Origin of the sequence: Marinobacterium aestuarii, from assembly GCF_001651805.1 — a bacterium.
Lineage (GTDB): Bacteria > Pseudomonadota > Gammaproteobacteria > Pseudomonadales > Balneatricaceae > Marinobacterium_A > Marinobacterium_A aestuarii.
Genome location: NZ_CP015839.1, coordinates 5,002,691 through 5,023,147, shown reverse-complemented (window position 1 = coordinate 5,023,147; position 20,457 = coordinate 5,002,691). Strand labels below are relative to the sequence as shown.

Below are 20,457 nucleotides of genomic sequence, written 5' to 3'. Positions count from 1 at the left end.
CAGAGGGGCAGTTCAAGGCAGAGTCGTGCTCAGGGGGAATAGATCCCACCGAGAATACGTTCACCCCGAGCGCCCGTTACGCTGGGCATGTTGCCGGCGAGACTATCCAGTCTGCAGCCGGCCAGCCAGGCAAAGGCGCACGCCTCGACCCAGTCGGGATCGAGACCGAGCGATGCAGTGGTGGCCAGGGCATAAGGTTTCAGCAGTGCTTGCAGACGTTTCGTCAGCAGACTGTTATGGCTACCGCCGCCACAGAGAAAGACTTCACTGCCAGTGGCCGCTACTTGCTTGATTTCATTACTGATAGTGACCGCGGTGAGTTCCAGCAAGGTGGCCTGAATATCTTCCGGTGCCCGGTTATCAAAGCCGGTTTCCACAAGACGCTGCTGCAGCCAGTCGGGATTGAACTGCTCGCGTCCGGTGCTCTTGGGAGCTGGCGCGCTGAAGAAGGGCAGCCGTAGCAACTGTTGCAGCAGCTCAGGCACCAGGGTGCCGGTGGCAGCCCAGGCGCCATCGCGATCGTAGCTCAGTGCCTGGTGGCGATGAATCCAGTAGTCGAGCAAGACATTACCCGGGCCTGTGTCGTAGCCGATGGCCGGTTGCTCGGTATTGCCGGGCAATAGAGTGATATTCGCCATGCCGCCGATATTCACGATCACGCGGTGGGTACCGGGTGCGCGAAACAGGGCATCGTGGAATGCGGGCACAAGTGGAGCGCCCTGGCCTCCGGCTGCCATGTCCCGACGCCTGAAGTCCGCGACCACACAAAGCCCGGTGCGCTCGGCAATCAGATTCGGATCGCCAATCTGCAGTGTAAAGCCGGCTTCGGGGCGATGACGCACCGTTTGGCCGTGGCTACCGATGGCGCGGATACGCTGTCGGTCGAGTTGATGCTGATCAATCAGGTTATTGGCGGCCGTGGCGAACAATTCCGCCAGTTCCAGATCCAGTCGGCCGAGGCGTTCGATCTCGTCAGCACCAGGATGCATCAGCGCCAGGGTTTGCTGGCGCAGAGGTAGCGGAAAGGGCTCGCTATGGCTGGCCAGCATGGCACAGCCGGCGGCGTCGAATTCAAAGGCAACGGCGTCAACGCTATCCAGGCTGGTGCCTGACATGAGTCCGATATAGAGCGGCCGCACTGCGCTTACTCGGCGCTGGCGACTTGAGTTTTGGAGTAGGTCTCAAGTTGCGCCATCAATGCCTGAGAGGTCGCCTGGAAGGACGCACGCTCGGTCTTGGGAACCGGATCTGCATGGGGCAGCTTTACCGTCACCGGGTTCTTGTGAACACCGTTCACCTGAAATTCGTAGTGCAGATGTGGGCCTGTGACCATGCCGGACATGCCAACATAGCCAATAAGCTGGCCCTGCTTGATCCGACTGCCGACCGACAGGCCTTTCTTGAAGCGGGACATGTGGGCATAGAGGGTGCTGATGTTATTGCCGTGCTGCAGAATGATGACGTTGCCATAACCGCCTTTCACGCCCCGGTAAATGATCTTGCCGTCGCCGGCAGCCTTGATGGGGGTGCCGGTGCTGGCGGCGTAATCAACACCCTTGTGGGCGCGGATCCTGTTCAGCACGGGGTGACGGCGGCTCAAATTGAAGTTCGAGCTGATACGGGCAAAGTCGACAGGGGTGCGCAGGAAGGCTTTACGCATGCTCTCGCCCTTGGGCGTGTAGTAGCTGGTGTTGCCCTTGGAGTCGGTGTAGCGAAGCGATGTGAAGGTATCGCCCTGGTTGGTGAATTCGGCTGCGACTATGTCACCGACGCCGATGACCTTGCCTTCGAATCGTTTCTCTTCATAGATCACACGAAAGCTGTCGCCCTTGCGGATATCAAGCGCGAAATCCACATCCCAGCCGAACAGTGCGGCCATTTCCATAATGGTATTGCTGGGAAGGCCGGCTTTTTCGCCGTCGAGGAAGAGCGAGTTCTGGATGGTGCCCTGGGCAAAGCGATGTTCGATTTCGGGTTCCTGTTCGACAATGTCGATGCTGTAGCTATCGCCATCCTGTTCGAGCAGAACCTGCTTCAGCGGATTGATCAGGTGCTTGAGCTTCTTCAGTTCACCATTCTGGATCAGAAAGGACAGCGACTCACCGGGGTACAGGCGCGACAGGGCTTCGCTGTCTTTGGTCGCTGCGCTGACAGTAAAAACGTCACGGGCCGAGAGACCGGCGCGCTTAAACAGGGTGCTGAGGTTGTCGCCGCTGGTAACCTTGTAGTTAACCCAGTTGTCGGCTTTGGGAGCTGTTTCGGCGACAGCCTGGGCGGTTGTATCTGTGCTGGTGGCCAGTGCCGGTGCGCTGTCGTCTGCGTCAGAGCTATCCGTTTCTGCACTCGGGCGCTCTTTGGCTGCGTTCTTTAAGAGCGCGGCGGCGGGTGCAGTGTTCCGCAGTGCAGGCTCTGCTGCGTCCTTTTCGAGGTTGAGATCAAGTTTCAGGGTTTCCTGCTGACTGCTCCTGGTCAGGGATGGGTCGCCCCGGGTGGCCGAAACCTCCTCGGACGGAACCAGCATCAGGGTGAAACCTATAATGACGGCGCAAACAGAAACCGCGACCAAATGCACGGCGGGGAGACGATTACCTATAACTTTAATGATGTTCAACACAATGCTACCCATATACAGAAAATCCAGCGCTGGTCTATTTAACCGCAAACTTTGATGGATTGCCAAAATAGAATATCGGCTGTGACAACAAAACCTTGATAGTGGTTCGCGCTGGTTTGTTTGCATGCTGGCGGGAAGGTAGAATACCGGCCCTAAAGTTGGCCGAATTCTGGGTATTCGAAAGCAATGAGCGAAATGACACTGTTACAGGATCTCAAGGCGCGTGGCTTGATCGCGCAGACCACAAGCGAAGACGAGCTTGATCAGCATCTGAATGAGAACAGTGTCACGCTTTATTGTGGCTTTGATCCCACGGCAGACAGTTTGCACCTGGGGCACCTGGTGCCGCTGCTGATGCTCAAGCGTTTTCAGGACTATGGGCATCGTCCTATTGCGCTCGTCGGTGGTGCAACCGGCATGATTGGTGACCCGAGCTTCAAGGATCAGGAGCGCTCCCTTAATACGTCTGATGTTGTGGAGCGGTGGAGCAACTGCCTCAAGTCACAGATTAGCCGCTTCATTCATTTCGGCGACACCGAAGGCGGCGCCATCCTGGCTAACAATTACGACTGGACTGCCAGCATTGATGTGCTCAGCTTCCTGCGTGATATTGGCAAGCACTTCACCGTTAACAAGATGATTGCCAAGGAGTCAGTGCGCCAGCGCATTGAGCGCGAAGGCTCGGGTATATCCTTTACCGAATTCACCTACCAGATTCTGCAGTCCTACGACTACCAGCACCTGAACAAGACCTACGGCTGCAGCCTGCAGATCGGTGGTTCGGATCAGTGGGGCAACATCACCGGTGGCATCGATCTGACGCGTCGCGTCAATGGCACCCATGTTCATGGCTTGACGTTGCCGCTGATCACCAAGGCTGACGGTACCAAGTTCGGCAAGACCGAAGGCGGCGCTGTCTGGCTGGATGCCAACAAGACATCACCCTATGCCTTTTACCAGTTCTGGCTGCAGACGCCGGACGCTGACGTTTATCGTTTCCTCAAGTTCTTTACCTTTATGTCGGTGGCCGATATAGACGCGCTTGAGCAAGAAGATGCGGAACGCGAAGGCAAGCCGATGGGGCAATCGGTACTGGCGCGTGAAGTAAGCACGCTGGTGCACGGTGAGGAAGGCTTTGTTGCCGCCCAGCGTATTACAGAGGCTCTGTTCTCCGGAGACCTGTCTAATCTTGGCGAAAACGACTACGAGCAGCTGAGTCTTGATGGCTTGCCATCCTCGGTACTCAGCACCGAGGGGCTGGCAGACACGCCGCTGACGACTCTCTTTGCCGATGCGGGCCTGGCGGCATCCGGCAAGCAGGTAAAGGATGCGCTGCAGCGCAAGGCGGTTATTGTTAATGGCGAAGAGTTCGGTATGGATGACAACCTGAATGCGTCAGGGGTCTTCAATGCTGAGCGCGCTCTGTTCGGGAAGTACTTCCTGGTGAAACTGGGCAAGAAAAAACACCACCTGTTTGTTGCAGGCTAAAAGCTGCAGGCTCGCGCCACGCGCGGCTAGATGATTCCCTTGAAAGGCGCCTGATTCAGGCGCCTTTTCTTTTATGGGCGTTTCGACTCTTGGCTCTGGCGATCCGAGGTGGATTTTCTATCTGCTTCGCAGTCGATAGAAAGGGCTTGCGGTCGACTGCTGTGTGTAATTCGAACCGTGCTGCGCCCGCAGCCTGGGTTTTAAGCCCTAAAACCCCCTTTTTGGGTTTTATTACAGTTAATTACACAGGGGCTGTTGACTCTGATCTGGGGCAATGTAGAATGCGCACCTCGCTTAGGGAAAGCGGCTTTAACAGCCACCGAACAGAGCGAGGAAGTCGGAAGTAAGTGGTTGATTTTCAAGTGTTTAGCTTGATGAATCGGCCGGCAGTATCGGCTTGTGAGTCACTCGTTTTTCTCCTCGGCTTCGGTCGGAAATGTTGAAAAAAAGAGTTGACTTAAAACACCGAGGCGCTAGAATATGCGCCTCACTTGAGACACGGGATCAGCGGCAACGATCCTCGAGTCCAAGCGCTCTTTAACAGATTGATCAGATAATTCGTGTGGGCGCTTGTCAGGATAAGGCATAAATAGCTTTATCAAGGTAAGCAACCCTAATGTGAATTCATTTAAGTTGTTATAGCTTGAGTCAGAATTATCGATACTTCGGTATCTTGATTTAAAACTGAAGAGTTTGATCATGGCTCAGATTGAACGCTGGCGGCAGGCCTAACACATGCAAGTCGAGCGGTAGAGAGAAGCTTGCTTCTCTTGAGAGCGGCGGACGGGTGAGTAACGCGTAGGAATCTACCTGGTAGTGGGGGACAACATTCGGAAACGGATGCTAATACCGCATACGCCCTAAGGGGGAAAGGAGGGGATCTATTTATAGACCTTTCGCTATCAGATGAGCCTGCGTAGGATTAGCTAGTTGGTAGGGTAAAGGCCTACCAAGGCGACGATCCTTAGCTGGTCTGAGAGGATGACCAGCCACACTGGGACTGAGACACGGCCCAGACTCCTACGGGAGGCAGCAGTGGGGAATATTGGACAATGGGGGCAACCCTGATCCAGCCATGCCGCGTGTGTGAAGAAGGCCTTCGGGTTGTAAAGCACTTTCAGTGGTGAGGAAAGGGTAGCGGCTAATAACCGTTACCTGTGACGTTAGCCACAGAAGAAGCACCGGCTAATTCCGTGCCAGCAGCCGCGGTAATACGGAAGGTGCGAGCGTTAATCGGAATAACTGGGCGTAAAGCGCGCGTAGGTGGTTGAGTCAGTCAGATGTGAAAGCCCCGGGCTTAACCTGGGAACTGCACCTGATACTGCTTAACTAGAGTACGGTAGAGGGCAGTGGAATTTCCTGTGTAGCGGTGAAATGCGTAGATATAGGAAGGAACACCAGTGGCGAAGGCGACTGCCTGGATTGATACTGACACTGAGGTGCGAAAGCGTGGGTAGCAAACAGGATTAGATACCCTGGTAGTCCACGCCGTAAACGATGTCGACTAGCCGTTGGGAGACTTGCTCTCTTAGTGGCGCAGCTAACGCAATAAGTCGACCGCCTGGGGAGTACGGCCGCAAGGTTAAAACTCAAATGAATTGACGGGGGCCCGCACAAGCGGTGGAGCATGTGGTTTAATTCGACGCAACGCGAAGAACCTTACCTACTCTTGACATCCAGAGAACTCGCTAGAGATAGCTTGGTGCCTTCGGGAGCTCTGAGACAGGTGCTGCATGGCTGTCGTCAGCTCGTGTTGTGAAATGTTGGGTTAAGTCCCGTAACGAGCGCAACCCTTGTCCTTATTTGCCAGCACGTAATGGTGGGAACTCTAAGGAGACTGCCGGTGACAAACCGGAGGAAGGTGGGGACGACGTCAAGTCATCATGGCCCTTACGAGTAGGGCTACACACGTGCTACAATGGCCGGTACAGAGGGCTGCAAACCCGCGAGGGGGAGCCAATCTCACAAAACCGGTCGTAGTCCGGATCGCAGTCTGCAACTCGACTGCGTGAAGTCGGAATCGCTAGTAATCGTGGATCAGAATGCCACGGTGAATACGTTCCCGGGCCTTGTACACACCGCCCGTCACACCATGGGAGTGGGTTGCACCAGAAGTAGCTAGTCTAACCTTCGGGAGGACGGTTACCACGGTGTGGTCCATGACTGGGGTGAAGTCGTAACAAGGTAGCCGTAGGGGAACCTGCGGCTGGATCACCTCCTTAAACGACATGGCTTGTTCTGGCATAGCGTCCACACGAATTATCTGATCTTGAAGTTAAAGCGAGTGAGCTTTAAACAGTGTGTCCTGTTCACAGGGTGCATGATTTAAAGCTTCAATGCTTTATCGCTCTTTAACAATGTGGATTCGAATTAATTCGAGATATGTCTTGTACTGTAGTACAAGCGCCAATGGCGAAAAATCTTATCGAACTCTCGTCCTTACCAGACGCCTTCGGGTTATATGGTCAAGTGACGAAGCGTGCACGGTGGATGCCTTGGCAGTCAGAGGCGACGAAAGACGTGGTAGCCTGCGAAAAGCTTCGGGGAGGTGGCAAACAACCTTTGATCCGGAGATGTCTGAATGGGGAAACCCACCCAGTTTACTGGGTATCTTTTAGCTGAATACATAGGCTTTAAGAGGCGAACTCGGGGAACTGAAACATCTAAGTACCCGAAGGAAAAGAAATCAATTGAGATTCCCTTAGTAGCGGCGAGCGAACGGGGATTAGCCCTTAAGTTGGTTTGGTGTTAGCAGAAGGCGCTGGAAAGTGCCGCCGTAGTGGGTGATAGCCCCGTATGCGAAAACGCCTTATCAATGAAAACGAGTAGGACGGGACACGTGTTATCCTGTCTGAACATGGGGGGACCATCCTCCAAGGCTAAATACTCCTGACTGACCGATAGTGAACCAGTACCGTGAGGGAAAGGCGAAAAGAACCCCTGTGAGGGGAGTGAAATAGACCCTGAAACCGTGTACGTACAAGCAGTGGGAGCGGTTCTTGAGACCGTGACTGCGTACCTTTTGTATAATGGGTCAGCGACTTAATTTCAGTAGCAAGGTTAACCGTCTAGGGGAGCCGTAGGGAAACCGAGTCTTAATAGGGCGTTTAGTTGCTGGGATTAGACCCGAAACCGGGCGATCTATCCATGGGCAGGTTGAAGGTTGAGTAACATCAACTGGAGGACCGAACCGACTACCGTTGAAAAGTTAGCGGATGACCTGTGGATCGGAGTGAAAGGCTAATCAAGCCCGGAGATAGCTGGTTCTCCTCGAAAGCTATTTAGGTAGCGCCTCATGTCTCACCACCGGGGGTAGAGCACTGTTTCGGCTAGGGGGTCATCCCGACTTACCAACCCGATGCAAACTCCGAATACCGGTGAGTGCAATCATGGGAGACACACGGCGGGTGCTAACGTCCGTCGTGAAAAGGGCAACAACCCAGACCACCAGCTAAGGTCCCAAAGTTATCACTAAGTGGGAAACGATGTGGGAAGGCTCAGACAGCTAGGAGGTTGGCTTAGAAGCAGCCACCCTTTAAAGAAAGCGTAATAGCTCACTAGTCGAGTCGGCCTGCGCGGAAGATATAACGGGGCTAAGTGATACACCGAAGCTGTGGATGCCATTTATGGCATGGTAGAGGAGCGTTCTGTAAGCCGTTGAAGGGAAAGCTGTGAGGCATCCTGGAGGTATCAGAAGTGCGAATGCTGACATGAGTAACGATAATGGGGGTGAAAAACCTCCACGCCGGAAGACCAAGGTTTCCTATCCAACGCTATTCGAGGTAGGGTGAGTCGGCCCCTAAGGCGAGGCAGAAATGCGTAGTCGATGGGAAGCAGGTTAATATTCCTGCACCGGCGGTAACTGCGATGAGGGGACGGAGAAGGCTAGGCGAGCGCAGCGTTGGTTGTCTGCGTTTAAGGATGTAGGTTGGGGGATTAGGCAAATCCGGTCCCCCTTAAGACTGAGATCTGATGACGAGGTTCTTAGGAACTGAAGTCGTTGATGCCACGCTTCCAGGAAAAGCCTCTAAGCTTCAGGTTACCGCTGACCGTACCCAAAACCGACACAGGTGGTCAGGTAGAGAATACCAAGGCGCTTGAGAGAACTCGGGTGAAGGAACTAGGCAAAATGGTGCCGTAACTTCGGGAGAAGGCACGCTCCTGATGGTGACCCCCTTGCGGGGTGAGCTGTTGGGAGTCGAAGATACCAGGTGGCTGCGACTGTTTATTAAAAACACAGCACTCTGCAAACACGAAAGTGGACGTATAGGGTGTGACGCCTGCCCGGTGCCGGAAGGTTAATTGATGGGGTTAGCGCAAGCGAAGCTCTTGATCGAAGCCCCGGTAAACGGCGGCCGTAACTATAACGGTCCTAAGGTAGCGAAATTCCTTGTCGGGTAAGTTCCGACCTGCACGAATGGCGTAACGATGGCCACACTGTCTCCACCCGAGACTCAGTGAAATTGAAATAGCTGTTAAGATGCAGTTTACCCGCGGCTAGACGGAAAGACCCCGTGAACCTTTACTATAGCTTCACAGTGGACTTTGACATTACTTGTGTAGGATAGCTGGGAGGCTTTGAAGCGTGGACGCCAGTCTGCGTGGAGCCAATCTTGAAATACCAGCCTGGTACTGTTGAGGTTCTAACTCTGGACCGTAATCCGGTTCGAGGACATTGTGTGGTGGGTAGTTTGACTGGGGCGGTCTCCTCCCAAAGAGTAACGGAGGAGCACGAAGGTACCCTCAGCATGGTCGGAAATCATGCATTGAGCGCAAGAGTAGAAGGGTGCTTGACTGCGACACTGACACGTGGAGCAGGTACGAAAGTAGGTTCTAGTGATCCGGTGGTTCTGCATGGAAGGGCCATCGCTCAACGGATAAAAGGTACTCCGGGGATAACAGGCTGATACCGCCCAAGAGTTCACATCGACGGCGGTGTTTGGCACCTCGATGTCGGCTCATCACATCCTGGGGCTGAAGCCGGTCCCAAGGGTATGGCTGTTCGCCATTTAAAGTGGTACGCGAGCTGGGTTTAGAACGTCGTGAGACAGTTCGGTCCCTATCTGCCGTGGGCGTTTGAGATTTGAGAAGAGTTGCTCCTAGTACGAGAGGACCGGAGTGAACGAACCTCTGGTGTTCCGGTTGTCACGCCAGTGGCATTGCCGGGTAGCTACGTTCGGACGGGATAACCGCTGAAAGCATCTAAGCGGGAAGCCCCCTTCAAGATGAGATCTCACTGGGGCCTTGAGCCCCCTAAAGGGCCGTTTAAGACTAAGACGTTGATAGGCGGGGTGTGTAAGCGCTGCGAGGCGTTGAGCTAACCCGTACTAATTGCCCGTGAGGCTTGACCATATAACGCCCAAGGCGTTTGGTTGCCTGCTCCGACTGAAAAGAACGAGCAGGCGAAAAGCACGAGAGAGACGAGATTGACGCATTGGCACGAGCTTGTGCTGCAGACAAGACACCGCACACTTTCAACAGAAAGCACGTACCCTCGAATTAAGCTACGTCGCGACAGACCACCATCTGTCGCGGCCAGAATCCATATTGTACAAGTTTTGCTTGGCGACAATAGAGCTGTGGAACCACCTGATCCCATCCCGAACTCAGTAGTGAAACGCGGTATCGCCGATGGTAGTGTGGGGTTTCCCCATGTGAGAGTAGGTCATCGCCAAGCATTTAATAACGGAAACCCCGGTCTCGATGAGGCCGGGGTTTTTCCGTATGGGGTATTGTTCAGCGATGACCCTCACATGGGGACGGTAGACAGCGCCGTTTGCGGCCGCCCAGCCATGTGATAGTAGGGTCAAAACGGGACTTGTCGAAGCGCAGCTTTGACCCGGTTTGACGACCGCAGCATACTTGTCTGCGGGACGGCTCGCCAGCGAGGCGCCAAGCATTTATATCACGACTGCTCGTATTCAGGAACTGCTGCGATGATCTGTAACGATGTAATCTGGTTCGGTACTGAATCGCTGGAGAGGTAGCTTGAGGATACGCCGCTGGCCGGCTCAGAAAACCAGTTGCAGATTATAGGCGATCAAAGCGCAGGTGCTAGCGAGGTTGCTACAACCTGGGAGGTACCGAACTTGGCAGGAGGTGAGAGTTTTCTGCAGCACATAAAAAAACGCCCCCGAACCATCCATGGCTCGGGGGTGTAAAAGTGAGGTGCTTATGGCATCCCTGCCGAGCGGGTTGCTTCCCTGCAACCTTCAGATCCTTCTGAATCCTCATGTAGCTAGTATGGACTTTTACCGTGAAAGCTCTATAGGAAAAAGTCCTAAAGTTCGCTCCAGGGCTGTGAATAGTCCTCTGTGATCCAGCCGGCACCGGTGAGCTAGCTGGATCAGGCGAAGCTTTGGCTCTATATGCTGAGTGTGTGAATTCTGTGTATAAAATGTTTGTGGATAACATTGGCTAGCGTTAAGTCCGGCCTATTACTACACCGGGTACAATTGCTGATCAGAATTTCTTATCCCTTATGACATGGGGCTTGGCGGTAGTTCACAGATAGTTGTTATCAGGTTATTCACAGGCTTGTGCAGGCTTTTTGTGAGCAGTTGTCCCCTGGCCTGAGCTTCAGTTTATGTACAAGGGGTTATTCACAGGCTCATTCAGGTAGCGACAGAGTGTCCAGTTTTGCGGTTTTGGCTGCGTTTGTTTCACCCAAGGGGATCTGCCCAGGTGACGAGAACTGTGGGCTTTCCCTGATGGTTTGCGCGAGACGCTGCGTGGCCTCGTTAGTGTCCTCTGCGACGAAGAGGGTTGTGTCGGTCTTTGGCAGCGGAGGCAGGCCTGATTCTACAATGACCATGCCGGGCTCCAGTGTTGAGCGCGGAATCACACCGATCCCTATACCTGCCCGTACTGCAGCCAGTACCCCGGCGCGGCTCTGGCTGATAAAGGCGATGCGATAGGCCTTGTCGGTTTGCTGCAGGGCAAGGCTGGCGGAGTCCCGGTGAAAACAACCCTCGACAAAAACCGCCAGTGGTAGTGGATCGCGTTTATGGACGTCGTGCCGCTCAGAGCGGATCCAGACCAGTTCGTCCGGTTGCAGGCGCAGGCCGCCCTCGGATTGTGCCGGCATCTCGACCAGTGCGAGATCCAGCTTGCCCTCATTCACCAGGGATGCCAGGTGCTGGGGTCTGTGATCGCAGGTTACCTCCAGTTGCGCTTGCGGGTACGACAGAACAAAGGCTTCCAGAATTGGGGTCAGGGTGCGTGTTGCATATTGATCGTGGGTACCCAGGCGAACCTTGCCTGCAATATCGACGTTGTGGAACGAGCCCAGAATACGGTCGTGCAGATTAAGTAATTGGTGTGCATGGCTAATCAGCTGCTCGCCGGCGGGCGTTAGGCGCACACCGTACTGCCCGCGCACCAGCAGTTGAGTGTCAACCAGAGACTCCAGCCGGCTCAGCTGCATGCTGATGGTGGAGGGCGCACGATGCAGTTGGCTGGCGGCGGCGGTGAGGTTGAGTGTCTGTGCGGTAATGACAAAGGTGCGCAGCAGGCCGATCGGTAATTCAGGCATTTTCAGTTATCAATGATTCAGAACGAGATGATCAATATTTATCGATTTACCGAATAAAGGCAAGGATTTAAGGTGACAGCTTGTCGGCTCCGCTATTGGCGGGGTTTTTCGGTTCTGAGGAAATTTTAAGTATGCGCATGGCAGCGATATTTGGCCTGAATCAAGTCGTAAGTCACGGGTTTGGCGTTTTCCTGTTTGCGGCGCTGCTGCCTCTGATGCGGGAGTCGATCAATATATCTAACTGGCAGCTGGCCGCCATTGGCGCTCTGACCCAGCTGTCTTATTTGGCGGGTGCTCTGCTGCTGGGGCTTATTGGGCACCGTGTCGGCACGGTACGTTTGGCACTGGTGACCACTAGCCTGACAACGGCGCTGCTGTTTCTGATGTCCCAGTTGCGTGATCCGCTGCACATCACGCTGGCGCTGATTATTCTTGCGGCCAGCGCGTCTATCAGCTGGGGCACTATCGTGGAAATAATCAGCCGCTATGCCAGCAAGGCGAGCTGTTCGACCAGCATGTCCTGTGCCTCCAGCGGAACCGCCTGGGGCTATGGCGCGAACGGTCTGTTGATATTGCTGGTCGTACCTTTGTTTGGCTGGGAGAGCAGCTGGGTTATCGCAGGTGTCATAGGCGTGATAGCGCTGATGCTGAGCTGGAGGCTACTGAGGGGGCTCGAGCCCACTGTGGTTGCTGCAGACTCGAGTGCGGATACGGCAGCCATTCCAGCGATGCGCCTGCTGGGAGTCATCCTTGGTGAGCGCACTGCCCTGTTCGCCTGCCTCATTTGTTTTCTGGTGGGCTTTAGCGCAATGCCGTTCTCTGCCTGGCTGAATATCTACCTGGGCGAGCTGGGGCTTCCTGCGGCCCTGGGTGGCTATACCTGGACAGTGGTCGGCGTTACCGGAATGATCGCAGGTCTGTTAATTGGCAAGCTTGCCGATCGCAAGGGGCACGGCACGGCCTTTACGGTGATATTCAGTGGCTTTGCCATTGGCCTGCTGGCGTTCATGTTCGATCCGGCGCGCTGGGCGTTGCTGGCGGGGTTCGGTTACGGGCTGATGTATTTCCCGATGTGGGGTGTGGTAGCTGGCTGGGTGAGCCAGTATTACGGTTCTACCGCAACCATGCAGATCAATGGTGTCTGCATGGTCACCTTCGGCCTCGGTGGTGCCCTCGGTAATCTGCTGGCGGGCTACCTGCGCGAAGCTACAGGTTCACTCAATCTGGTGTACGACATCCTGACGGTGACGGCCTTGCTGCTGGTCGCGCTGGGGCTGTTTATCAGATACACAGGCAAAGGCACGGCGGTTACAGAGGGTGCCATCCCCCCGTTGTCGGATGCGGCCTGATGGAGCTGGCGGTATAGGGCATGAGCGGGGCTTGGGTCGGGTTTGTGTATTCGCAGGTAGACTGGTCTTAATACCAAACGCAGCGACGCTTACCCTAAGGGTTAGCCACGAGATGTGGCTAACAACCCAACTCTGCTTCGATGGAGCCTCTGATAAAGGTGAGGGTGGGGAGGCGATCCAGTACCATCTTTTTATCACTGTTTATTAGCAAACCACTGCTCAAGGAACTCTATACACTGGACGAGTTTTGAGGGCACAAAATGTCGCGCAGGGTACAGGGCGTAGAGCGTTAGATTGGGTTTGTTAAAATCCCCCAATACTTCAACAACCTCTCCCTTTTCAAACGACTCGCGGCAAACAAAGTCCGGAATAAATCCAACGCCTTGATTCCGCTTAATCGCCTCCATCATGAAAATGGTACTGTTAACCCGCAATGTTCCTCGAATGGCGACACCGTCTTCAATGGGCCAAATATTTTTCCCCTGGAAATAACTGTATACAAAGCAGTTATGTTCTTTCAGGTCCCGTGGCAAATTAATAGCGGGGTGGTTGTTTAAATACTCCGGCCCCACACAGACTCTGTACTTGAAACGAGTCAGGGGGCGCCCGACGTAATTCGAATCGATTGGACGACTGGATGCCCGAAATCCCAAATCAAAACCCTGTTCCACCAGGTCAACACTTTCATCCCCCAGGTGAATGTCTAGCTCAATGTCTGGGTAAGACTGCATAAAATCGGCGAATAGTGTTGATAAGTCAACCAGGCCTAGCGCCATTGGTGCATTGATCTTCAATTTACCACGGGGATGCTGTTGAAGGTCTTGCACAAAATTATCTGCTTCATCAAGCTTTTCTAGTATTTCCCGTGCTCGTTGCAAATACCCCACACCCACATGGGTCAACTGTAGATTGCGTGTTGAACGGTGCAGCAAGCGAGCGCCCAGTGCATCTTCAAGACGGCTGATCTCCTTGCTAATCATGGATTTGGATGAGTTTGTCTGCTCTGCCACTCGAGTAAAGCTGCCCAAATCAGCCAGACGTACAAATAGTTGAAGCGCTCGTAGTTTATCCATAAAGGGATTTCATCCAAGAAAAAACAAAAGATTGTTTCCATATAGAGAACAGCTGGTTTTTATTCTAGTTATATATGTGCACAAATAAAAGCCCTAAACTTTGTCATGTCGTCTTTAGTCATCGCTTCAAGCAGTACTCATACCAACGATTTAATCACTGATTAACTCAAGAACGAGGGCAATACCATGTACAGGCTTTACTATGTTCCCGGCGCATGCTCCCTGGCTACTCAAGTGGTTATCCACCAACTGGGTCAAGCTGTTGAAATAATTAACAAGCAGCAGGTGAGTGACTTTAACGTCATCAATCCTACCGGTATGGTTCCGGTACTTGTCGATAACGGAAAAACACTACTGGAAGGAGCGGCTGTGATGTTATACCTGCTCAATAAACATCAGAATACCATGCTGCCTTCCGCAGGCGCGGCTCGTGAAAAAGCAATTCAAGACATTATGTTTTCCAATGCCACTATGCATCCGGCCTATGGCCGTTTATTTTTTATCGCTCAGTACATTACCGATGAGAAAGTCAAACAATCATCCTTCGAGGCGGCGGCTCAGGCTATTACCCGTCTATGGCAGGTCGTGGAGCAGCAACTGGCTACGCAAGATTTTCTTGGTGGTGATCAGCCTTCGGCCGCTGATATTATGCTGACGGTATATTCCCGCTGGGGAGCAAGCTTTCCCGTCGAGATCCCGTTGGGGCAGAACACCAGAAAAATGGTGGATGCGGTACAGGCAATGGCCAGCTTTCAACGTGCTCTTACTGCCGAACAGCGCCAATCAGCGGCTTAGAGCTATTAGCTACTGACTCTTAGAATAATCGCTCAAGGCTACCTGCGATAGGAGAGAGCATGCATGGAAAATACGGCATATACCGGTGATTTCGGTTCGAAAGAATTTTATTCAGTGATGACCCTTGTACAGGACTATTTTGATGGCTTGCACTATGGCGAGGTATCGAAGTTAAAAGCCATTTTTCATACGGATGCGTTTCTTAAAGCGCCTGGCTTACGACGTAGTCTTGATCAGTGGCTTGACGCTGTCGCCAGTCGACCTGTACCTGATCAGCAAGGGCGGCCTTATGACTTCAAACTAATTTCCATTGAAATCATAAAAGACCAGGCCATGGTGAAACTAGAATGTCCACTATTTGATCATTTCTATGTCGACTTCCTGAGTCTTCTGAAAGAAAACGGGCGTTGGTTAGTGGTCAACAAAATGTACTCTGATTTACGGGAAGATTTTCCATTAAAACGCTAAGGATAGAAATGGTCCACGATGTGGTATGTTCTTGGTGCCCAATAGGATATGCAAACCTGCAGCAAGCGCTTCGAAATCTGAGCATTGAGGCCTATATCAATTTTTTGCCCTATGAACTTAATCCTGACATTGGGCCAAAGGGTGAGGATATTGGCGATCATCTTGGGCGCCGTAACCAATGGGGTCAATCGAAACGGAATGACTATCGCACAAATTTATTGGCGGTGGCTAAGCAAGCCGGTGTTTGTATCGATTTCTCTAAGCGAAGCCGTTATTACAATAGTTACAAGGCGCATCTCTTGATGCACTGGTGCGAAGGCTACAACAGACAACAGGCCATGAATGAGATGATGATTGATGCCTATTTTAAACAGGGCCTGGATATCAGCAGTACTCAAGTACTACTGGATCTTGTTGAGCAACTGGGTTTGGATCGATCAGAAGGAGAACAGGTGCTGATATCGAATGAAATAAATCAACAGCTACTAATAAAAAAACAACGAGTGCAGAAATTAATGCTACCCGGCGTGCCAGCATTCGTTTTTAATGGAAGCACTTTGGTTGGCGGCTCTAATTCGGTTGAGTATTTTGAGAAAATAATAATAAGCGTAACGAAAAAGTCAGCCTAGACTAAGACCCCTCTAAAAGAGAAGGAAAATTATGCCTTACGTTAATATTAAAATAACCGATGAAAATGTCACTAAGGAACAAAAGCAGGCGCTCATCAAAGGCACCACTCAATTGTTAGTGGATGTACTTAATAAAAATCCGAAAACCACCTTTGTCGTGATCGACGAGGTGAGTACTGATAATTGGGGTGTCGGCTACGATCAAGTGACGCTAATTCGCCAATTAGCGGATGAGTGAGAGGTACTCGAAGGGCGAACCCTGGTTCGATGGAGTCTCTGCCAAACGTTCAGACACAAAAAAGCCTCACTATCACTAGCGAGGCTTCCTGACGTATACAGGTAGCGTGGTGCCCGGAGGCGGGCGGCATTGCCGGGAGTATTTTTAACTCTAGGCGCCGTGACAATGACTTAGCAGGGTTTTCCAGACACAAAAAAGCCTCACTATTACTAGCGAGGCTTCTAAGTAAGGTGGTGCCCGGAGGCGGAATCGAACCACCGACACGAGGATTTTCAATCCTCTGCTCTACCGACTGAGCTATCCGGGCACAACGGCGGACAATTAAACACGCATGTTCGAAGACTGTCAATCCATAAGGCGATTAATTGTTAAATCAGGGGTTTAGGGGCTGTTGGCGTTTGGGGATGCGTTCTGTTGCTCTGCAAAATCCCTCAGACAATGAAGCGGACGCCGCTCAGGGTGGTTCCCTTTGCAAGTTCGCTGAAGCCGTATGAGGGGTTATGCAGCGCAACCCTGACGGGCCGGGGCTGTGTTCGCACAATACGGCGTTGCTCATCGCTTATTTGGAACAACCAAACCGCGCAATTCGCGCCTTGTCTTGTGCGAGCACAGTCCCGGCAGGACATATCCTCCAAACGCCAATAGCCCCTAGGCCTCGATGCCGTACTCTTTGCGGTAGTTCAGTATGGCGTCGATCTGTGGCTCCATACCGCCTTTTTCCTGCAGGTAGGCGATCACATCGTTCAGGGTGACGATACTGGCCACCGGCATGCCGTAATCGCGTTCCACTTCCTGAATGGCCGAGAGTTCGCCCTGGCCGCGTTCCATACGGTTCAGTGCAATCACTACGCCGGCAGGGGTGGCTCCGGCCTTGCTGATAATCTGCATCACTTCACGGATGGCGGTGCCGGCGGTGATGACGTCATCAATGATGAGGATCCGACCCTTGAGCTCGGCGCCGACAAGGTTGCCGCCTTCGCCGTGTGCCTTGGCTTCCTTGCGGTTGAAGACATAGGGCACATCGCGCTGGAAATCTGTGGCCAGGGACACCGCTGCGGTAGTGGCGAGCGGGATGCCCTTGTAGGCAGGCCCAAACAGAACATCGAAGGGGATGCCGGCGTTTTCGATAGCCGCGGCATAGTATTTGCCCAGCCGGGCCAGAGCATCGCCACTGTTAAACAGGCCGGCATTGAAAAAGTAGGGGCTGGTTCGGCCGGATTTGAGTGTAAACTCGCCAAAACGCAACACGCCGCGCTCGATGGCAAACTCGATAAAGGCTCTCTGGTAGTCCTGCATGGGGCTCTCCGCACTAAAAACTGGTCGGCGCCTATGATATCAGCGCCTTTGGCTGCGCTCTATGGCGATTAAGGCCTGCAGAAATTTCAATTTCGGTCGCTACGCTATACAATTCGTACTTTGTTTCAAGACATTCGCTATTTCGCGCGCTTTACAGGATCAACAGACATGCGTGTCATCACCTTCAATACCCAGGGTATTGAACAGGCTACTGATAGAGGTTTTTTCGATTGGATGGTTCGCCAGGACGCCGATGTGGTGTGCCTGCAAAATCTGCGCGCGAAAGAATACCAGCTCGATGCCGATCGTTACCATCCCAAGGGATACCATGCGTTTTTCTTCGATGCGTTCGAAGACGGCTACAGTGGTGTGGCGATCTATACCCGCGAGCTGCCCAAGGCGATCATGACAGGCCTTGGGTTTGAGCTGTGCGACTCCCACGGGCGTTTTATCCAGGCGGATTTCGACAAGGTCAGCGTGGCGTCCATGTCTATTCCTCCCGGACTGAAAAGCCCTGAAGATCAGATCCGCAAGGAAGAGTACATGGAACTCTTCATGGGGCATCTGAAGAAGACATTGCGCAAGCGCCGTGACTTCATCTTCGCCGGCACCTTCCATATCGCCCACAAGGCGGTTGATCTGAGCAACTGGTACGCCAACCAGAGCGTTTCCGGCTTCCTGCCGCAGGAGCGTGTATGGATGGAAGAAGTGCTGGATGAAATGGGATTTGTCGATGCATTCCGCCGTGCCAACAAGGCGGAGCGCCAATACAGTTGGTGGCCTGATTACAACCGTGCCTGGAACCTGAACGAAGGTGCGCGGCTGGACTACCAGATCACCACCGCGAACCTGCGCAACAACGTCAAGGCGGCACGCATTTACCGTGACGAGCAGTTCTCGCAGCATGCGCCTGTCATCGTTGATTACAACATCGGCTAACGCTATGCCATTCGCGACCTTAAGAAGGTTTGCGACATAAAAAAGGGAGCCTGTTCTGGCTCCCTTTTTTTGCTACTTGTATGGCCGCCGCGGGCTTAGCCTGCCAGTGCGGCTTTCTGCGCCTCGACCAGTTCACTGATACCCTTGCGCGCCAGATCCAGCATGGCGTTCAGTTCATCCTGGGAGTAGGTCGCACCTTCTGCGGTACCCTGAACCTCAACAAAGCCACCGCTGCCGGTCATGACCACGTTCATGTCGGTGTGGGCCTTGGAGTCTTCGGCGTAATCCAGATCCAGTACAGGTACGCCTTCGTAGATGCCGACGGATACCGCTGCCAGCATATGCGCTATAGGGTCGCCCTTCATGGCGCCGTGCTTGTCTTTCTTCAGCACATTGATGGCATCCTGCAGCGCGACAAAAGCGCCGGTGATGGATGCCGTGCGGGTGCCGCCGTCGGCCTGCAACACATCGCAGTCGATGGTGATGGTGTTTTCGCCGAGCTTCTTCAGGTTCAGTGCTGCGCGCAGTGAACGGCCGATAAGGCGCTGGATCTCGACGGTACGCCCGCCCTGCTTGCCGCGGGCGGCTTCACGGTCGGTACGGGTATTGGTGGAGCGGGGCAGCATACCGTATTCGGCCGTTACCCAACCCTGGCCGCTGCCGCGCAGGAAGCGAGGCACGCCACGCTCAACGCTGGCGGTGCAGAGTACCTTGGTATCACCGAATTCAATCAGCACTGAGCCTTCGGCATGCTTGGTGAAATTGCGCGTAATTTTGATATCACGCATCTGATCCGGCTGGCGTCCGCTCGGGCGAAGTTTTTTAAGTCCCAGGTCCTGCAGCTGGTCGGAGATGCTCGAACTCATTGTGATCTGTTACCTTCATCTTTGGAGAGAGCCCGGCGGTGTAGTGACGCAGGCCAGGCTGTTAGAATGGTTATCCGAACAGCCAATTCTAATCGAGATCGGACGACATGACACGCAGTATGACGGCCTTCACCCGCCAGGAGACCCAGGGCGACTGGGGCAGCCTGGTATGGGAAATTCGCTCGGTAAACCACCGCTACCTCGAACCCCACCTGCGCCTGCCGGACAGCCTGAGGGAGCTCGAAGGCAGCCTGCGCGAAAAGCTGCGCCAGTCGCTGAGCCGTGGCAAGGTTGAGTGCACGCTGCGGTTTGTGCCGGAAAACCAGCAGCAGACGCTGAGCGTTGACCGTGCCTATGCCGCCCAGCTGGTGGCGGTGGCCGAAGAGCTGGGCCAGATGATCAGCGATCGCCAGCCGATCAATCCGCTGGAAGTGCTGCGCTGGCCCGGCGTCCTGCTGGAAAGCGAGTTGGATATGGATGCCGTTAAAAAGGCGGCATTGAAACTGTTCAATACAGCACTGGATGATCTTGCCCAGGGTCGCGCTCGCGAGGGTGCGGAGCTGGCGCTACTGATCGCGCAGCGTCTGGACAGTATCGACCAGGTGGTAATCCAGGTGCGGGGGCGTCTGCCCGAGATAATGGCAGCGCAGCGCAACAATCTGCGCAACCGCCTCATCGAGTTGCGGGCTGAACTTGATGAGACGCGAATCGAGCAGGAAATCGCTCTGCTGGCCCAAAAGGCCGATGTAGACGAAGAACTCGACCGTCTCGACACCCATGTGCAGGAAGTGCGTCGCGTCCTTAAACAGAAAGAACCCGTGGGCCGTCGCCTCGACTTCCTGATGCAGGAACTCAACCGTGAAGCCAACACCCTGTCATCGAAATCCATCGTTGCCGACACAACCCAGTGCGCTGTCGAACTCAAGGTGCTGATCGAACAGATGCGAGAACAGATCCAGAATATAGAATGATACTTCTCTGTGTGGAGCCTACCACTAAGTGACGCGAGCAGAGCCTGTCCAGATTCGCGGCAATTACTCCGCCGAGGCTCTGCTTGCACGGATACGGTCTGAACGATTAGCGATCAGGAGAGGCCGCAGGCAGGCCGGGTAGAGTCTCAGAGCAAGCTCAAGCTAAGCCGGAGCTGGATTACATGAACGGATTTTAT

General features: G+C 53.7%; 14 protein-coding genes, 1 tRNA gene and 3 rRNA genes. 11 read left to right on the top strand and 7 right to left on the bottom strand.

Annotated elements, in window-relative coordinates:
• Positions 1–29: 29 nt before the first annotated feature.
• Together A8C75_RS22075 and A8C75_RS22070 are read right to left on the bottom strand one after the other, a co-directional pair.
• Complete coding sequence (locus A8C75_RS22075) at positions 30–1,139, bottom strand: anhydro-N-acetylmuramic acid kinase (protein ID WP_084784199.1); 1,110 nt, start codon at positions 1,137–1,139, stop codon at positions 30–32.
• 5 nt (positions 1,140–1,144) lie between these two features.
• Entirely contained in the window at positions 1,145–2,521 is a 1,377-nt protein-coding gene (locus A8C75_RS22070; protein WP_227819987.1) for an OapA family protein, read from the bottom strand.
• A gap of 279 nt (positions 2,522–2,800) precedes the next feature.
• Here A8C75_RS22070 and tyrS point away from each other — a divergent pair, with 279 nt between their 5' ends.
• The 4 genes from tyrS to rrf all read left to right on the top strand — a co-directional run bounded on the left by tyrS (position 2,801) and on the right by rrf (position 9,779).
• A complete protein-coding gene (gene tyrS, locus A8C75_RS22065) occupies positions 2,801–4,102 on the top strand; it encodes a tyrosine--tRNA ligase (RefSeq protein WP_067386599.1) in 1,302 nt (433 codons plus the stop codon).
• Positions 4,103–4,783: 681 nt separating this feature from the next.
• A 16S ribosomal RNA gene (locus A8C75_RS22060) occupies positions 4,784–6,324 on the top strand.
• Between the two features lie 241 nt (positions 6,325–6,565).
• Positions 6,566–9,454, top strand: a 23S ribosomal RNA gene (locus A8C75_RS22055).
• A 209-nt stretch (positions 9,455–9,663) separates the two neighbouring features.
• A 5S ribosomal RNA gene (gene rrf, locus A8C75_RS22050) occupies positions 9,664–9,779 on the top strand.
• The 16S, 23S and 5S rRNA genes sit together here, the layout of an rRNA operon.
• A gap of 933 nt (positions 9,780–10,712) precedes the next feature.
• On the opposite strand, the gene A8C75_RS22045 is transcribed toward rrf, so the two are convergent.
• Entirely contained in the window at positions 10,713–11,636 is a 924-nt protein-coding gene (locus tag A8C75_RS22045; protein ID WP_084784198.1) for a LysR family transcriptional regulator, read from the bottom strand.
• A gap of 131 nt (positions 11,637–11,767) precedes the next feature.
• Between A8C75_RS22045 and A8C75_RS22040 the strand changes: the two genes are divergently transcribed.
• On the top strand, positions 11,768–12,985 hold the full coding sequence (locus tag A8C75_RS22040) for an MFS transporter (protein ID WP_067386598.1): 1,218 nt from the start codon (positions 11,768–11,770) through the stop codon (positions 12,983–12,985).
• A 194-nt stretch (positions 12,986–13,179) separates the two neighbouring features.
• Here A8C75_RS22040 and A8C75_RS22035 read toward each other — a convergent pair whose 3' ends face one another.
• Positions 13,180–14,058, bottom strand: coding sequence for a LysR family transcriptional regulator (locus A8C75_RS22035; protein WP_067386596.1), 879 nt, complete (start codon positions 14,056–14,058; stop codon positions 13,180–13,182).
• Between the two features lie 186 nt (positions 14,059–14,244).
• Here A8C75_RS22035 and A8C75_RS22030 point away from each other — a divergent pair, with 186 nt between their 5' ends.
• The 4 genes from A8C75_RS22030 to A8C75_RS22015 all read left to right on the top strand — a co-directional run bounded on the left by A8C75_RS22030 (position 14,245) and on the right by A8C75_RS22015 (position 16,188).
• Entirely contained in the window at positions 14,245–14,853 is a 609-nt protein-coding gene (locus tag A8C75_RS22030) for a glutathione S-transferase family protein (RefSeq protein WP_067386594.1), read from the top strand.
• Between the two features lie 63 nt (positions 14,854–14,916).
• Complete coding sequence (locus A8C75_RS22025) at positions 14,917–15,321, top strand: nuclear transport factor 2 family protein (protein WP_067386593.1); 405 nt, start codon at positions 14,917–14,919, stop codon at positions 15,319–15,321.
• Positions 15,322–15,329: 8 nt separating this feature from the next.
• On the top strand, positions 15,330–15,950 hold the full coding sequence (locus tag A8C75_RS22020; RefSeq protein WP_067386591.1) for a DsbA family oxidoreductase: 621 nt from the start codon (positions 15,330–15,332) through the stop codon (positions 15,948–15,950).
• Between the two features lie 31 nt (positions 15,951–15,981).
• Entirely contained in the window at positions 15,982–16,188 is a 207-nt protein-coding gene (locus A8C75_RS22015) for a tautomerase family protein (RefSeq protein WP_067386589.1), read from the top strand.
• A gap of 231 nt (positions 16,189–16,419) precedes the next feature.
• On the opposite strand, the gene A8C75_RS22010 is transcribed toward A8C75_RS22015, so the two are convergent.
• Together A8C75_RS22010 and pyrE are read right to left on the bottom strand one after the other, a co-directional pair.
• Positions 16,420–16,495, bottom strand: a tRNA-Phe gene (locus tag A8C75_RS22010).
• 341 nt (positions 16,496–16,836) lie between these two features.
• Positions 16,837–17,484: an orotate phosphoribosyltransferase gene (gene pyrE, locus A8C75_RS22005; protein ID WP_067386588.1), complete on the bottom strand. Its 648-nt coding sequence runs from the start codon at positions 17,482–17,484 to the stop codon at positions 16,837–16,839.
• Between the two features lie 168 nt (positions 17,485–17,652).
• Between pyrE and A8C75_RS22000 the strand changes: the two genes are divergently transcribed.
• Positions 17,653–18,423: an exodeoxyribonuclease III gene (locus A8C75_RS22000; RefSeq protein WP_067386586.1), complete on the top strand. Its 771-nt coding sequence runs from the start codon at positions 17,653–17,655 to the stop codon at positions 18,421–18,423.
• Positions 18,424–18,518: 95 nt separating this feature from the next.
• On the opposite strand, the gene rph is transcribed toward A8C75_RS22000, so the two are convergent.
• On the bottom strand, positions 18,519–19,289 hold the full coding sequence (gene rph / locus A8C75_RS21995) for a ribonuclease PH (RefSeq protein ID WP_067386584.1): 771 nt from the start codon (positions 19,287–19,289) through the stop codon (positions 18,519–18,521).
• Between the two features lie 107 nt (positions 19,290–19,396).
• Between rph and A8C75_RS21990 the strand changes: the two genes are divergently transcribed.
• Entirely contained in the window at positions 19,397–20,260 is an 864-nt protein-coding gene (locus tag A8C75_RS21990; protein WP_067386582.1) for a YicC/YloC family endoribonuclease, read from the top strand.
• The last annotated feature ends 197 nt before the right edge of the window (positions 20,261–20,457 follow it).

Excerpts from the sequence above, each read along its gene's own strand:
- A8C75_RS22070 (WP_227819987.1), bottom strand. The coding sequence starts at position 2,521 with ATGCTGGTTCCGTCCGAGGAGGTTTCGGCCACCCGGGGCGACCCATCC.
- A8C75_RS21990 (WP_067386582.1), top strand. The coding sequence starts at position 19,397 with ATGACACGCAGTATGACGGCCTTCACCCGCCAGGAGACCCAGGGCGAC.
- A8C75_RS22000 (WP_067386586.1), top strand. The coding sequence starts at position 17,653 with ATGCGTGTCATCACCTTCAATACCCAGGGTATTGAACAGGCTACTGAT.
- A8C75_RS22025 (WP_067386593.1), top strand. The coding sequence starts at position 14,917 with ATGGAAAATACGGCATATACCGGTGATTTCGGTTCGAAAGAATTTTAT.
- tyrS (WP_067386599.1), top strand. The coding sequence starts at position 2,801 with ATGAGCGAAATGACACTGTTACAGGATCTCAAGGCGCGTGGCTTGATC.
- A8C75_RS22035 (WP_067386596.1), bottom strand. The coding sequence starts at position 14,058 with ATGGATAAACTACGAGCGCTTCAACTATTTGTACGTCTGGCTGATTTG.
- A8C75_RS22040 (WP_067386598.1), top strand. The coding sequence starts at position 11,768 with ATGCGCATGGCAGCGATATTTGGCCTGAATCAAGTCGTAAGTCACGGG.
- rph (WP_067386584.1), bottom strand. The coding sequence starts at position 19,289 with ATGAGTTCGAGCATCTCCGACCAGCTGCAGGACCTGGGACTTAAAAAA.
- A8C75_RS22015 (WP_067386589.1), top strand. The coding sequence starts at position 15,982 with ATGCCTTACGTTAATATTAAAATAACCGATGAAAATGTCACTAAGGAA.
- A8C75_RS22030 (WP_067386594.1), top strand. The coding sequence starts at position 14,245 with ATGTACAGGCTTTACTATGTTCCCGGCGCATGCTCCCTGGCTACTCAA.
- A8C75_RS22020 (WP_067386591.1), top strand. The coding sequence starts at position 15,330 with ATGGTCCACGATGTGGTATGTTCTTGGTGCCCAATAGGATATGCAAAC.
- pyrE (WP_067386588.1), bottom strand. The coding sequence starts at position 17,484 with ATGCAGGACTACCAGAGAGCCTTTATCGAGTTTGCCATCGAGCGCGGC.
- A8C75_RS22045 (WP_084784198.1), bottom strand. The coding sequence starts at position 11,636 with ATGCCTGAATTACCGATCGGCCTGCTGCGCACCTTTGTCATTACCGCA.